Source organism: Actinoplanes sp. NBC_00393 (assembly GCF_036053395.1).
Classification (GTDB): domain Bacteria; phylum Actinomycetota; class Actinomycetes; order Mycobacteriales; family Micromonosporaceae; genus Actinoplanes.
The window spans coordinates 6118208-6130401 of the sequence record NZ_CP107942.1; the positions used below are offsets into that span (position 1 = coordinate 6118208).

Below are 12194 nucleotides of genomic sequence, written 5' to 3' on the forward strand. Positions count from 1 at the left end.
TCAGGCTGCTGAAGCAGCAGAATGCAAGGCCCGGAGCGTACGAACTCCGTCCACCGCGTAGTCCTTGTCGACCGCCTGAAGCGCGTGGATCGGCACCTGCTCGTCGTCGTGCAGCTCCAGATGCGCCCACGCCGAGTTCCGGTCGAACCGGACCGCGCGGACCACACTCCACGGCAGGTCGTAGCCGCCCACCAGGTTGCGCACGTGCACGCCCTCGTCGTCGGCGACGATCCGCGGGCGGCAGAACGCCAGGATGCCCAGGCCGAGCAGGATGCCCAGCCCGATCAGGGCGATCTGGTCGCCGCGCTGGAAGGTCATCCGCGAGTCCTGGAAGCCGGCATTGCCGCTCAGCCCGAAGCTCATCGCGGTGAACAGGGCGGCGACGGCGATCGCGCCCGGGACGGCGACGACGCGGATCTTCTTGGGTCGGAACGTCACAGCGGTCATCACAGCCTGCAGTTGGCGATGTCGGTTACCAGGATGGCACGGGCACCCAGCTCGTACAGCTCGTCCATGATCCGGTGCACGCTGCTGCGCTGCACCATCGCCTCCACGGCGACCCAGCCCTCGCGGTGCAGCGGGGAGACGGTCGGGGACTCGATGCCGGGGGTCAGGCTGGTGGCCTGTTCCAGCAGGTCGGCGCGTACGTCGTAGGCGAGCATGACGAAGTTGCGGGCGACCAGGACACCCTGCAGGCGCCGCAGCAGCTGGGCGGCGCCGTTCGGCGTCTCGGCGTCGCGGCCGATCAGGATCGCCGAGGACCGCATGATCGGCTCGCCGAGGGTGACCAGTCCGGCCTGGCGCAGCGTCGCGCCGGTCTCGACCACGTCGGCGATCAGGTCGGCCACGCCGAGCCGGACCGCGTTCTCCACCGCGCCGTCCAGGCGTACGACGTCCGCCTTGAGCTCGTTCTCGGCCAGGTAGCGGCTGACCACACCCGGGTAGGCGGTGGCGATGCGCCGGCCGCCGATCTCGTCGGCGCTGGTCAGCGAGCCGGCCGGGGCAGCCCAGCGGAAGGTGGCGCCGCCGAAGTTCAGGTCGAGCAGTTCGGTCGCCGGAACACCGGAGTCGACCAGCAGGTCCCGGCCGGTGATGCCGAGGTCGAGGTCGCCGGATCCGACGTACGTGGCGATGTCACGCGGCCGCAGGTAGAAGAACTCGACGTTGTTGGCTTCGTCACGGCAGATCAGGTCTTTGGGATCGGTGCGCTGGCGGTAACCGGCGTCCCGCAACATCTGTGATGCCGGACCGGAGAGGGTGCCCTTGTTCGGGATGGCGATGCGCAGCATGACGTGCTCCTTCGATCTATGGACGGGTCAGCGGACACACGTCACAGATGTCGGTACACGTCCTTGAGCTCGAGACCGGTCGCGATCATCAGGACTTGTGCCTGGTAGAGCAGCTGCGAGATCTCCTCGGAGGCCCGTTCCGGCCCCTCGTGCTCGGCAGCCATCCAGGACTCGGCCGCCTCCTCGACGACCTTCTTGCCGATGAAGTGGACTCCGCGTTCGAGCGCCTCGACGGTGCCCGAACCGGGGGTCTGTTCCGCCGCCTTGCGTTGCAACTCGGCAAACAGTTCTTCGAACGTCTTCACGAGCAACGATTGTGGCAGCTCATCACGTCTTGACGACGAACGCCCCCAGCGGTTGGGACGTCTTCTAAGCTGCCCGGCATGGTCAGCCGACACTCCCCCGTGGCCCTCGGCGGTGTCCTGCTTCTGTTCGCAGCCGTCACCGCCTGTTCTCCGGTCGAGGAGAACACCACCGCCGCCGGCAGTTCGCCGTCCGCCGCCGCGGACGCGTGCACGCCGAGCAGCCTCACCACCAAGACTCCCGGCAAGCTCACCATCGGCACCGACAACCCGGCCTACGAGCCGTGGTTCAGCGAGAACAAGCCGTCCAACGGCAAGGGGTACGAAGCCGCGGTCGCCTACGAGGTGGCCGACCGGCTCGGCTTCCAGACCGCCAACGTCGTGTGGACCCAGGTCACGTTCAACAACGCGATCGCGCCCGGCCCGAAGGCGTTCGACATCGACATCAACCAGTTCTCGATCACCGAGGAACGCAAGGCGGCGGTGGACTTCTCGTCCCCGTACTACCTGGTGCGGCAGACGGTGATCAGCACCGAGGGCTCGAAGATCGCCGGCGCCAAGTCGCTGGCCGACCTGAAGAACGCCAAGCTCGGCGCCCAGGTCGGCACCACGAGCTACCAGGCGATCACTGAGCTGATCAAGCCGGCGGCCAAGCCGTCGGTCTACAACAACAACGACGACGCCAAGGCGGCTCTGGAGAACGGCACCGTCGACGGCATCGTGGTCGACCTGCCGACCGCGTTCTACATGACCGCGGCCGAGCTGGACAACGGCGTGATCGTCGGACAGCTGCCGCAGGTCGGTGTGCCCGAGCAGTTCGGCATCGTGCTGGACAAGGGCTCGCCGCTGACCGGCTGCGTGACCAAGGCCGTCGACCAGCTCCGCCAGGACGGCACCCTCGCCGTGCTGGAGAAGACCTGGCTGGCCGACACCGCCGGGGCACCCGAGCTCTCGTGACCTACGCACCATCCGTCCGGCAACAGGACCGGATCGCCTACCGTCGCCGGCAAGCGATCCGGTCCGTGCTTCTCGCCGCGCTCTCCACCGCCGTGGTCGGCACCCTGCTCACCGTCGCGATCACCGGGGCGCCCGGGTGGGACCGGGTCAAGGCGTCGTTCTTCGACTGGGACGTGGCCCGCGAGTACCTGCCGGAGATCCTCGACGGGCTCTGGCTGAACCTGCGCCTGCTGGTGGTCTGCGCCACCGTCGCGATGGCCCTGGGCCTGCTGATCGCGGTTCTGCGCACGCTGCGCGGCCCGGTCGCGTTTCCGGTGCGAGCGATCGCCACCGGCTACACGTACTCGTTCCGCGGCCTGCCGCTGATCATCGTGATCTACCTGTTCGCGTTCGGCATCCCCGGACTGCGGCTGCAGGGCACCCCGTCCGTGCTGGTCCTGGGCGCCGCGGCGATCATCATCACGTACGGCGCGTACCTGGCCGAGGTGTTCCGGGCCGGCATCGAGTCGGTGCATCCCAGCCAGATCGCGGCGGCCCGCTCGCTCGGGTTGAGCTACCGGCAGGCGATGCGGCACGTGGTCCTGCCGCAGGCGGTCCGCCGGGTCGCCCCGCCGCTGCTCAACGACACCGTGGCGCTGCAGAAGGACGTCGGCCTGATCTCGCTGGCCGGGCCGATCGACGCCATCCGGGCCGCCCAGATCGGGGTCGCCCAGGAGGCCAACTTCACCCCGTACGTGGTGGCCGGTGTCCTGTTCATGCTGCTCGCCCTGCCGCTGATCGCGGTCACCGACTGGGTGACCCTGCGCGCGGCCCGCCGTCAGAACGCGGGGACCTGACCTTGGTGCTCTCCTGCCGCGACGTCCGCAAGACCTTCGGCGACCACGTGATCCTCGACGACCTCAGCCTGGAGGTGGCCGAGCACGAGGTGGTCGCGCTGATCGGCGCCTCCGGATCCGGCAAGTCGACCCTGCTGCGCTGCGTCAACCTGCTCGAACAGATCGACGACGGGACGATCCACCTCGACGACGAGGAGATCACCGACCCACGAGCAGACCCCGATCGGGTACGCCAGCGGATCGGGCTGGTCTTCCAGTCGTTCAACCTGTTCCCGCACATGACGGTGCTGGACAACATCACGCTCGCGCCGGTACGCGTACACAAGAAGTCTCCAACCGAGGCGAAAGCGCAAGCGATGCAGTGGCTGGAGCGGGTGGGTCTGGCCGGCAAGGCCGGCGCCTACCCGGACCGGCTCTCCGGTGGCCAGCAGCAGCGCGTCGCCATCGTCCGGGCGCTGGTCAACAGCCCGCGCCTGCTGCTGCTCGACGAGGTCACCTCGGCGCTCGACCCGGAGCTGGTCGGCGAGGTGCTCACCATGATCCGCGATCTCAAGGACGACGGTATGACCATGGTGCTGGCCACCCACGAGATGGGTTTCGCCAAGCAGGTCGCCGACCGGGTGGCCTTCCTGGACGGCGGCCGCGTCCTCGAGCAGGGGCCGCCGTCACAGGTGCTCGGCGACCCCGTCGAAGCGCGTACCCGTCAGTTCCTGGCCCGCATCATCGAAGCCGGACGGCTCTAGGCCTTCTCGACCTCGCGGATGGCGAGCGCGGCGTCGAGAACGGCGACGGTGCTCTGCCAGCCCTTGTCCTCGATCGAGTCCTCCAGGCCGGCCCGGTCGCGGGCCTGCCCGAGGCTCTGCACGGTGAGCACGCCGTGCGCCACCGGAGTGCCCTCGTCCAGCGCGACACGGGTGAGGCCGGTGGTGACCGCGTCGCACACGTACTCGAAGTGCTGCGTCTCGCCCTTGATCACGACGCCGAGGGCCACCACCGCGTCGTACTTGCGGGCCATCGCCTGGGCGACCACGGGCAGTTCGACCGAACCCGCCACCCGGGTGACGAAGACCTCCTGCACACCGCACGCCTCGGCGGCGGCCTTCGCCCGCTCGATCATGTGCTGGACCAGGTCGTTGTGCCAGCGGGAGCCGACGATGCCGAGCCGGAGCCCGGCAGCGTCGACGGTCTGCATGTGCGGATCACCGAAGCCGGCCATGTAAGTCCCCCTTTTTCGTCATTCTTTACCGCGGTACGGGGGCTGATCAGCCCAATGCCTCGAACAGGTGCCCCATCCGGTCCCGCTTGGTCCGCAGGTACCGCACGTTCTCCGGGTGCAGCCGCACCGGCAGCGACTCCCGGCCGGTGACGCGCAGCCCGTACCCCTCCAGCCCGGCCCGCTTGGCCGGATTGTTGGTGAGCAGCCGCATCGAGCGCACGCCCAGATCGGCCAGGATCTGCGCGCCGGTGCCGTAGTCGCGGGCGTCGGCCGGCAGGCCGAGCTCGAGGTTCGCGTCGACCGTGTCGAAACCGCGGTCCTGCAGCTGGTACGCCTGCAGCTTGTGCAGCAGGCCGATGCCACGCCCCTCGTGGCCGCGCATGTAGAGCACCACGCCGCGGCCGGCCTCGGCGACCCGTTCCAGGGCCGCGTCCAGCTGCGGGCCGCAGTCGCAGCGCTTGGAGTTGAAGACGTCGCCGGTGAGGCACTCGGAATGCACCCGGACCAGCACGTCCTCGCCGTCGCCCAGGTCACCGAAGACCAGCGCCACGTGCTCGCCGTGGTCCGCCTCGGTGCGGTAGCCGACCGCGGTGAAGACGCCTTGCTCGGTCGGCAGCAGGGTCTCCACCACCCGCTCGACCTGGGTGCGCTCCTGACGCTCCCGCAGGTAGGCCACCAGGTCGGCGATCGTGATCAGCGCCAGGTCGTGCTCGACGGCGAACTTCTCCAGGTCGGGGCGGCGCTGCATGGTGCCGTCGTCGTTGACCATCTCGCAGAGCACACCGGCCGGACGGCAGCCGGCCAGCTCCGCCAGGTCGATCGAGGCCTCGGTGTGGCCGGGCCGGCGCAGCACGCCGCCGGACTTGGCGCGCAGCGGCACGATGTGACCGGGGCGGGACAGGTCGGTCGGCTGGGTCTCGGCGGAGGCGAGCAGCCGGATGGTCCGCGCGCGGTCGGCGGCCGAGATGCCGGTGCTGACGCCGGTCCGGGCGTCGACGGTCACCGCGTACGCGGTGCCGCGGGCGTCCTGGTTGGTGTGGTACATCGGCGGCAGCTCGAGGCGGTCGGCCTCGTCCTCGGGCAGCGGCACGCAGATGTAGCCGGACGTGTAGCGGACCATGAACGCGACCAGCTCCGGCGTGGCGTGCTCGGCCGCGAAGATGAGGTCACCCTCGTTCTCGCGGTCCTCGTCGTCCACCACGATCACCGGCTTGCCGGCGGCGATGTCCTTGATCGCGCGCTCGATGCTCTCAAACATTGCGGCTCCCCAGCATCTTCTCGACGTACTTCGCGATCACGTCGACCTCGAGGTTGACCGGATCGCCGATGGCCTTGCTGCCCAGCACGGTGTGCTTGGAGGTGGCCGGGATCATCCCGACCTCGAAGGTGTCGTCGGTGACCTTCATGACCGTCAGGGACACCCCGTCGACCGTGATCGAGCCCTTCTCGACCACGTATCTCGCCAGGCCGGCCGGCAGCGAGAAGCGCACGACCTCCCACTGGTCGGCCGGCTCCCGCGCGATGATCTTCGCGACGCCGTCCACGTGGCCCTGCACCAGGTGACCGCCGAGGCGGCTGCCGAGCGCGGCGGCCCGCTCCAGGTTCACGTTGCTGCCCACTTGCAGCGCGCCGAGCGAGGAGCGCCGCAGCGTCTCGCCCATCACGTCGGCGGTGAAGACGCCGTCCACGTTGTCGATCACGGTGAGACAGACCCCGTTGACCGAGATCGAGTCGCCGTCCCGAGCATCCGAGGTGACGAGCGGGCCGCGCACGGCGATGACTGCCGAGTCACTGCTGCCCTCGGTGAGCCGGACGATCTCGCCCAGTTCCTCGACGATTCCGGTGAACATCAGAAGATCCTCATTCCGATTCAGGGCGGTGGGCGGGGCGGTTGGAGGGCTTCATTCCGATCCAGGGTGGTGGGCGGGGCGGTCGGAAGGCTTTTGGCGCAACGTCGCGGTGAACCGCAGGTCGCCACCGATCTGCGCGATATCCAGGAAATCCAGTTCCAGGGCGTCGGCGATGGTGCCGACCCCCGCGTCCACCAGGGCGGTGCGCCCGTCGCCGAGCAGTTTCGGCGCGATGTACCCGATCACCCGATCGACCAGCCCGGCCGCCAGGAAAGCTCCGGCCAGCGTCGGACCGCCCTCCAGCAGCACGTTCCGGACGCCACGCGCGTACAGCCCGGTGAGCAGGGCGTTCAGGTCGACGCGGCCCTCCGGCCCGGCGCCGGCGGCAGCCGCGGTGACGATCCAGGTGGGTGCGGCCGCGTCACGCACACGGGCATTTTCCGGGGTACGCCCGAACGAGTCGACGACGACCCGCAGAGGCTGCTTGATCGCCAGCGTGCCGTCGCGCAGGTCCCGGACGGTGAGCTGCGGGTCGTCGGCCAGCACCGTCCCGACGCCGACCACGATCGCGTCCACCGTGCTGCGCAGCACGTGCACGTCGGAGCGGGACTCGGCCGAGGAGATCCACTGGCTGGTGCCGTCGGCGGCGGCCGAGCGGCCGTCCAGCGTGGCGGCGAACTTCCAGGTCACGTACGGCCTGCCCCGGCGCACCGCGGTCAGCCAGGCGACGTTGCCCAGCTCCGCCTCGGCACGGCGCAGCCCGGTGGCGACCTGGATGCCGGCGGCCCGCAGGGTGGCCGCCCCACCGGCCGCGACCGGTGTCGGGTCGTCGACCGCGATGACCACCCGGCGCACCCCGGCGGCGATCAGCGCTTCCGAGCACGGGCCGGTCCGCCCGGTGTGGTTGCACGGCTCCAGGGTGACCACGCAGGTGCCGCCGCGGGCCCGTTCGCCGGCCTGTGCCAGGGCGACGATCTCCGCGTGCGGCCCACCGGCGTACGCGTGGAAACCCTCCCCGACGACCTCGCCGTCCGGACCGAGCAGCAGGCAGCCGACGACCGGGTTCGGGCTGGTCGTGCCGAGGCCACGGGCGGCCAGCGCGACAGCGCGGCGCATCGCCTCGTCCTCGGTCACCATGAACGTTCCTCTCACGCGGCACGGTCACGCGCTGAGGAAAGTCGGGAGATAACGCCGGGAATCGGACAGATGGGTACGCTTCGCGCACCCCGTCCGGGAACGAGCCGTCGAAGGCACGCCCCATCCGATTCCGCGCGCTGTCTCCCATCCGGACTGTCTGAACGAACGGCATGCCGCTCGCTCAACCGTCGGCCCCGGAATCTCACCAGGTCCACCGTCCGTTCAGGTGCGAACGTCCGGGTCGCGGGCTTACCGATGCGGGCGCATCGGATCACCGCCGGTTCGGAATTTCACCGAGTCCCGCCAGCGCGTGGTGGGTTACCCCCGAGTCTTGCACGGGAAGACGAATTTGCCACCCAGTGGGCGAGGTACTTCACATCCCCTTAACGATCATGGCTCCTACCAGGGCAGCCACGTGCTCCAGCTCGTCCGTGGTGTTGTAGTAGTGCGGCGAGAACCGGACCAGCGGGTGCACGCCGCGGTCCAGGGTGTCGTACTGGTTGTCGTCCGCCTCGGTCGCCGTGACGTTCACCCCCGAGGCCGCCAGCCGGGACACCACCTCGCCGGCGGGTACCCCGTCGACCTTCGCGGTCACGATGGCGCAGCGCACCTCGCCGAGGTCGTGGGTGGCCACGCCCGGGAGGTCGTCGAGCAGGGCGCGCATCCGGGCGCCGAGCTCCAGCGCCCGCCGGCCGATCACCTCGATGTCCAGGTCGAGCGCCTGCCGGACGGCCGCGCCCAGACCGGCGATGTTGACGTAGCTGTTCTCCCAGGTCTCCAGCCGCCGGGCGCCCGGCACCCAGGTGAAGCCGTGCGCCCCGTCCCACACCGCCGACCGGATCTCGGCGACGTGCGGGTCGAGCTTGTCCAGGGCCGACTCGCGTACCCAGAGGAAGCCGGTGCCACGCGGGCCGCGCAGGAACTTGCGGCCGGTGCCGCACAGGAAGTCGCAGCCGATCGCCTCGACGTCGACCGGGAACTGCCCGACCGACTGGGTGGCGTCCAACAGGTACGGCACGCCGGCGGCCCGCGCGATCCGGCCCACCTCGGCGGCCGGGTTCACCAGGCCACCGGAGGTCGGCACGTGGGTGAGCCCGATCAGCCGGGTCCGGTCGTCGATCAGGTCGGCCAGCGCGGCGGTGTCGAGCTGCCCGTGCTCGTCGTTCGGGACGACCACGATCTCGGCGCCGGTCCGCTCGGCCACCTGGAGGTAGGCGAAGACGTTGGAGCCGTACTCCGCCCGGCCGGTGAGGATCCGGTCACCTGCCCTGAGCGGGAGGGAGTAGAACGCGGCCTGCCACGCGTGGGTCGAGTTGTCGAACATGGCGATCTCGTCGGGGCGGCCGTTGAGCAGTTCGGCCAGTCCGGCGTACGCCTCAGCGATCTGATCGGACGCCGCATCGGCGGCCTCGTATCCGCCCAGCTCGGCCTCTGCCCGCAGGTGTGCGGTCATCGCATCGAGCGTCGGCTGAGTCATCAGCGCCGCGCCCGCATTGTTGAGATGGATCCGGCGCTTGCAACCCGGTGTGATCGCCCTGAGCGCGGCAACGTCCATGCCTGCCACCCTGCCGCACGTTGCCCACGCTCGCACGCCACGCGCAGACGTAGACAGTGTCTACGTGTCGATGGTAGACAGTGTCTATGGACCTTGACCAGGGACTGCGCGGTCGCCTCGTCCGGGCCGGTGTCGAGTTGCTGCGTGAGCAGGGCACCGCTGCCCTCTCACTGCGCGAGACCGCCCGCCGGGCCGGGGTCTCGCACGGCGCGCCGCGCCGCTGGTTCCCCACCCACCTGTCGTTGCTCTCCGCCATCGCCCGCGAAGGCTTCGCCGACCTCGCCGGGCGGATCGACACCGCGCTCGCCGCGGCGCCGCCGCAACCACGCGCCCGGGTGGCCGCCCTGGCCCGCGTCTACATCGACTTCGCCGCGGCCGAACGCGGGATGTTCGAGCTGATGTTCCGGCACGACCTGCTGCAGAGCGGATACCTGGGCCTGCGGGAGGCCGGCCTGCCGCTGTTCCGCCTCCTGGTCGGCCTGGTCGCGGAATGCCGGCCGGAGGCGCCGCGAGCCGAGGTCGCCGCGGGTGCGCTGTGGGCGGCCCTGCACGGCATGGCCGAGCTGCGCAACTGGGGCAGCATGCAGCTCGCCACCGGCGCCTCCGACCCGGCCCCCTTCCTGGACGCCATCCTCACCGCCCACCTGGGAGAGAACGCGTGACCCGTACCCCGCTGTTGTATGCCCTGACCGACCGCACCCTCGGCACCCTGGTCCGCGCCGTCTGGCGACCCACCGTGACCGGTCTGGAGCACGTACCCGCCGACACCGGCGCGATCCTCTGCGCCAACCACCTCTCGATCGGCGACCAGCTCTTCCTCGGGCTCACCGCGCCCCGGCACGTCACGTTCTGGGCCAAGGCGGAGTACTTCCGGGCCAAGGGATTGCGCGGCGCCCTCACCCGCCGGGTGGTCGCCGGCATGGGCGCGATCCCGGTCGACCGGGGCGGTGGCCGGGCCGTGCTGGCCGCCTTCGACGCGGCGGTGCCGATCCTGCGCGCGGGTGGCCTGGTCGCGGTCTTCCCGGAGGGCACCCGGTCGCCGGACGGGCGGCTCTACCGGGGGCGCACCGGGGCGGCACGTCTCGCGGCCCAGGCCGACGTTCCGCTCGTACCGATCGGCATCCGCGGCACCGAGCCGCGGCACACCGGCCGCCGCGTGGTCTCCGTCGCGTTCGGCCCCGCCCTGCCCGCGCCGGGCAACGCCCCCGGCGAGGTACGCGCGACCACCGACGAGCTTCTCGCCCGGATCCAGTCGCTCACCGGCCAGGAGTACGTCCCGGCCTACGCCCCTACTCCGAGTCGTTCCGCCGGCGGTCGATAGCCACGTAAGAACCCGGCTGCGACTTGGCGACCTTCTTCATCTCCGAGGCCACCGCGATCACCACCCGCGGGTCGGCGAACCGGCGGCCGTCGGCGGTCGCCTGCGCCACCCCGATGGAGAGCGTCACCAGGGCCGCCTTCTGCTTGTTGCCACGCCGGTCCGGCACCTCGATGAACCCGCGGCGCGCGTCCGGCTGGTCGTAGAGCTCGTCGGCCACCTTCTCGAAGTCGGTGACGGTCCGCTTGGTCAGCGGCAGCACCTGATCCGGCGCGCAGATGAAGACGAAGTCGTCGCCGCCGATGTGGCCCAGGAAGATCGACGGTTTGCCGGTGTGCGCGCTGGCCCGCTGCAGACTCCGGGCCAGCGCGATGATGAACTCGTCACCCCGGTCGAAGCCGTAGACGTCGTTGACGCTCTTGAACCGGTCGATGTCGATGTAACCCACCGAGTACTCCCCGCCGAGGCGCATCCGCTCGGAGATCTCCCGGCGGACCCGGGCGTTGCCGGGCAGGCCGGTCAGCGGGGACACCTCGCGGGCGTCCTTGTGCCGGCGCAGCGTGGTGCTGACCCGGGCGATCAGCTCCGCGTTGTCGAACGGCTTGACCAGGTAGTCGTCGGCGCCCGCGGTGAGACCGACGACCTTGTCCACGGTCATGCTCTTCGCGGTCAGCATGATCACCGGGAGGGCGGAGGTGAGCGGCTCGGCGCGCAGCCGGCGGATCAGCTCGACCCCGTCCATCCGCGGCATCATCCAGTCGACGATCGCCAGGTCGGGCCGGTGCGTCTCCATCAGGTCGAGGGCCTCCTGACCGTCCCTGGCCCGGATCACCTCGAAACCCTGCACCTTGAGGTTGAACTCGACGAAGCTGGCGATGTCCTGGTCGTCGTCGACCACCAGGATGAGGTCGGGGCCCTCCTCCGCCTCGAGCTCGGGGTCGATCTCGGGTCGCGACTCAGCCGTGCTCATCGCACCTTCCTGCGCACGCCGGGGAAATGAACCTCGATGATGGGCCGGGAACGGCCGCTCACGCCACCCCCATTTTCGCGGCGGCCAGCGCCCGCAGCTTCCGGACCGCCTCGGCCGGGTCGGCGGCGCCGTACACCGCGGTGCCCGCCACGAACGCGTCGGCGCCCGCCTCGGCCGCCTGCTCGATGGTGTCGGACGCGATACCGCCGTCCACCTCGACCCGGATCTCCAGATCGTTCACCTCGATGCGGCGGCGCACGTCACGGACCTTGCCGAGCAGCTCCGGCATGAACGCCTGCCCGCCGAAACCGGCCTTGATCGTCATGATCAGGATGGTGTCCAGGTAGGGCAGCAACTCCAGGTACGGCTCGACGGGGGTGTCCCGGTCGATCGCCAGGCCCGCCTTCGAGCCGGCCGCCCGCAGCGTCTTGGCCAGCGCCACCGGATCCTCACAGGCCTCGGCGTGGAACGTGACGTTGTAGGCGCCCGCCTCCGCGTAACCCGGCGCCCAGCGCTCCGGGTCGGTGATCATCAGATGCACGTCGAACGGGATCGTGGTCGCCTTGCGCAGGCTCTGCACGATCGGCAGGCCCAGCGTCAGGTTCGGCACGAAGTGGTTGTCCATGACGTCCACGTGCACCCAGTCGGCGGCGCCCTCGATGGCGCGAACCTCCTCCCCCAGCCGGGAGAAGTCGGAGGCGAGGATGCTCGGCGCGATGATCGGCGATCGGGTCACGCTGCGAGTCTATGACCCGCGAGGGAGG

General features: G+C 70.3%; 15 protein-coding genes and 1 riboswitch. Of the genes, 5 read left to right on the forward strand and 10 right to left on the reverse strand.

Translation table 11 applies throughout. The features are described 5' to 3' along the window. The 3 genes from OHA21_RS28465 to OHA21_RS28475 are packed head-to-tail and all read right to left on the reverse strand — an operon-like array spanning nucleotide 1 to nucleotide 1594. Nucleotides 1-447 carry a PH domain-containing protein gene (locus OHA21_RS28465; protein ID WP_328459945.1) on the reverse strand — a complete coding sequence of 149 codons (447 nt, stop codon included), beginning with the start codon at nucleotides 445-447 and terminating at the stop codon, nucleotides 1-3. After that, nucleotides 447-1289, reverse strand: coding sequence for an ATP phosphoribosyltransferase (hisG, locus tag OHA21_RS28470; RefSeq protein WP_328459946.1), 843 nt, complete (start codon nucleotides 1287-1289; stop codon nucleotides 447-449). Before hisG ends, OHA21_RS28465 begins: the two co-directional genes overlap by 1 nt. Nucleotides 1290-1330: 41 nt before the next feature. After that, nucleotides 1331-1594, reverse strand: a complete 264-nt coding sequence (locus OHA21_RS28475) for a phosphoribosyl-ATP diphosphatase (RefSeq protein WP_442874910.1) — start codon at nucleotides 1592-1594, stop codon at nucleotides 1331-1333. Nucleotides 1595-1672: 78 nt separating this feature from the next. Between OHA21_RS28475 and OHA21_RS28480 the strand changes: the two genes are divergently transcribed. The 3 genes from OHA21_RS28480 to OHA21_RS28490 are packed head-to-tail and all read left to right on the forward strand — an operon-like array spanning nucleotide 1673 to nucleotide 4127. Next, nucleotides 1673-2548: an ABC transporter substrate-binding protein gene (locus OHA21_RS28480; RefSeq protein WP_328459950.1), complete on the forward strand. Its 876-nt coding sequence runs from the start codon at nucleotides 1673-1675 to the stop codon at nucleotides 2546-2548. After that, nucleotides 2545-3384 (forward strand): amino acid ABC transporter permease, encoded by an 840-nt coding sequence (locus OHA21_RS28485; RefSeq protein WP_328459952.1) that lies wholly within the window; start codon nucleotides 2545-2547, stop codon nucleotides 3382-3384. The genes OHA21_RS28480 and OHA21_RS28485 overlap by 4 nt, the downstream gene beginning before the upstream one ends. A 2-nt stretch (nucleotides 3385-3386) precedes the next feature. Continuing rightward, nucleotides 3387-4127 (forward strand): amino acid ABC transporter ATP-binding protein, encoded by a 741-nt coding sequence (locus OHA21_RS28490; RefSeq protein ID WP_328459955.1) that lies wholly within the window; start codon nucleotides 3387-3389, stop codon nucleotides 4125-4127. Here the strand turns inward: OHA21_RS28490 and ribH are convergent. The 5 genes from ribH to OHA21_RS28515 form a co-directional block, all read right to left on the reverse strand. After that, on the reverse strand, nucleotides 4124-4600 hold the full coding sequence (gene ribH / locus OHA21_RS28495) for a 6,7-dimethyl-8-ribityllumazine synthase (RefSeq protein WP_328459957.1): 477 nt from the start codon (nucleotides 4598-4600) through the stop codon (nucleotides 4124-4126). The two genes, OHA21_RS28490 and ribH, sit on opposite strands and share 4 nt — an antisense overlap. A gap of 46 nt (nucleotides 4601-4646) precedes the next feature. Next, nucleotides 4647-5858, reverse strand: a complete 1212-nt coding sequence (locus OHA21_RS28500; protein WP_328459959.1) for a bifunctional 3,4-dihydroxy-2-butanone-4-phosphate synthase/GTP cyclohydrolase II — start codon at nucleotides 5856-5858, stop codon at nucleotides 4647-4649. Next, a complete protein-coding gene (locus OHA21_RS28505) occupies nucleotides 5851-6450 on the reverse strand; it encodes a riboflavin synthase (RefSeq protein ID WP_328459961.1) in 600 nt (199 codons plus the stop codon). Before OHA21_RS28505 ends, OHA21_RS28500 begins: the two co-directional genes overlap by 8 nt. Before the next feature lie 51 nt (nucleotides 6451-6501). Then, on the reverse strand, nucleotides 6502-7587 hold the full coding sequence (gene ribD, locus OHA21_RS28510) for a bifunctional diaminohydroxyphosphoribosylaminopyrimidine deaminase/5-amino-6-(5-phosphoribosylamino)uracil reductase RibD (protein ID WP_328459963.1): 1086 nt from the start codon (nucleotides 7585-7587) through the stop codon (nucleotides 6502-6504). Between the two features lie 132 nt (nucleotides 7588-7719). Next, nucleotides 7720-7899, reverse strand: a riboswitch (FMN riboswitch). A 61-nt stretch (nucleotides 7900-7960) separates the two neighbouring features. Then, nucleotides 7961-9142, reverse strand: a complete 1182-nt coding sequence (locus OHA21_RS28515; RefSeq protein ID WP_328459965.1) for an aminotransferase class V-fold PLP-dependent enzyme — start codon at nucleotides 9140-9142, stop codon at nucleotides 7961-7963. Nucleotides 9143-9228: 86 nt separating this feature from the next. Here OHA21_RS28515 and OHA21_RS28520 point away from each other — a divergent pair, with 86 nt between their 5' ends. Continuing rightward, nucleotides 9229-9804: a TetR/AcrR family transcriptional regulator gene (locus tag OHA21_RS28520; protein WP_328459967.1), complete on the forward strand. Its 576-nt coding sequence runs from the start codon at nucleotides 9229-9231 to the stop codon at nucleotides 9802-9804. Next, nucleotides 9801-10463 carry a lysophospholipid acyltransferase family protein gene (locus tag OHA21_RS28525; protein WP_328459969.1) on the forward strand — a complete coding sequence of 221 codons (663 nt, stop codon included), beginning with the start codon at nucleotides 9801-9803 and terminating at the stop codon, nucleotides 10461-10463. Before OHA21_RS28520 ends, OHA21_RS28525 begins: the two co-directional genes overlap by 4 nt. On the opposite strand, the gene OHA21_RS28530 is transcribed toward OHA21_RS28525, so the two are convergent. Beyond that, entirely contained in the window at nucleotides 10432-11430 is a 999-nt protein-coding gene (locus OHA21_RS28530) for a GGDEF domain-containing response regulator (protein ID WP_328459971.1), read from the reverse strand. The two genes, OHA21_RS28525 and OHA21_RS28530, sit on opposite strands and share 32 nt — an antisense overlap. Before the next feature lie 58 nt (nucleotides 11431-11488). Then, nucleotides 11489-12166 (reverse strand): ribulose-phosphate 3-epimerase, encoded by a 678-nt coding sequence (rpe, locus tag OHA21_RS28535; RefSeq protein WP_328459973.1) that lies wholly within the window; start codon nucleotides 12164-12166, stop codon nucleotides 11489-11491. Between the last annotated feature and the right edge of the window lie 28 nt (nucleotides 12167-12194).

What these genes read in the sequence shown, in the direction of transcription:
- ribD (WP_328459963.1), bottom strand. Translation starts at nt 7,587, where the DNA reads ATGGTGACCGAGGACGAGGCGATGCGCCGCGCTGTCGCGCTGGCCGCC.
- OHA21_RS28500 (WP_328459959.1), bottom strand. Translation starts at nt 5,858, where the DNA reads ATGTTTGAGAGCATCGAGCGCGCGATCAAGGACATCGCCGCCGGCAAG.
- OHA21_RS28530 (WP_328459971.1), bottom strand. Translation starts at nt 11,430, where the DNA reads ATGAGCACGGCTGAGTCGCGACCCGAGATCGACCCCGAGCTCGAGGCG.
- OHA21_RS28520 (WP_328459967.1), top strand. Translation starts at nt 9,229, where the DNA reads ATGGACCTTGACCAGGGACTGCGCGGTCGCCTCGTCCGGGCCGGTGTC.
- hisG (WP_328459946.1), bottom strand. Translation starts at nt 1,289, where the DNA reads ATGCTGCGCATCGCCATCCCGAACAAGGGCACCCTCTCCGGTCCGGCA.
- OHA21_RS28465 (WP_328459945.1), bottom strand. Translation starts at nt 447, where the DNA reads ATGACCGCTGTGACGTTCCGACCCAAGAAGATCCGCGTCGTCGCCGTC.
- OHA21_RS28480 (WP_328459950.1), top strand. Translation starts at nt 1,673, where the DNA reads ATGGTCAGCCGACACTCCCCCGTGGCCCTCGGCGGTGTCCTGCTTCTG.
- ribH (WP_328459957.1), bottom strand. Translation starts at nt 4,600, where the DNA reads ATGGCCGGCTTCGGTGATCCGCACATGCAGACCGTCGACGCTGCCGGG.
- OHA21_RS28505 (WP_328459961.1), bottom strand. Translation starts at nt 6,450, where the DNA reads ATGTTCACCGGAATCGTCGAGGAACTGGGCGAGATCGTCCGGCTCACC.
- OHA21_RS28515 (WP_328459965.1), bottom strand. Translation starts at nt 9,142, where the DNA reads ATGGACGTTGCCGCGCTCAGGGCGATCACACCGGGTTGCAAGCGCCGG.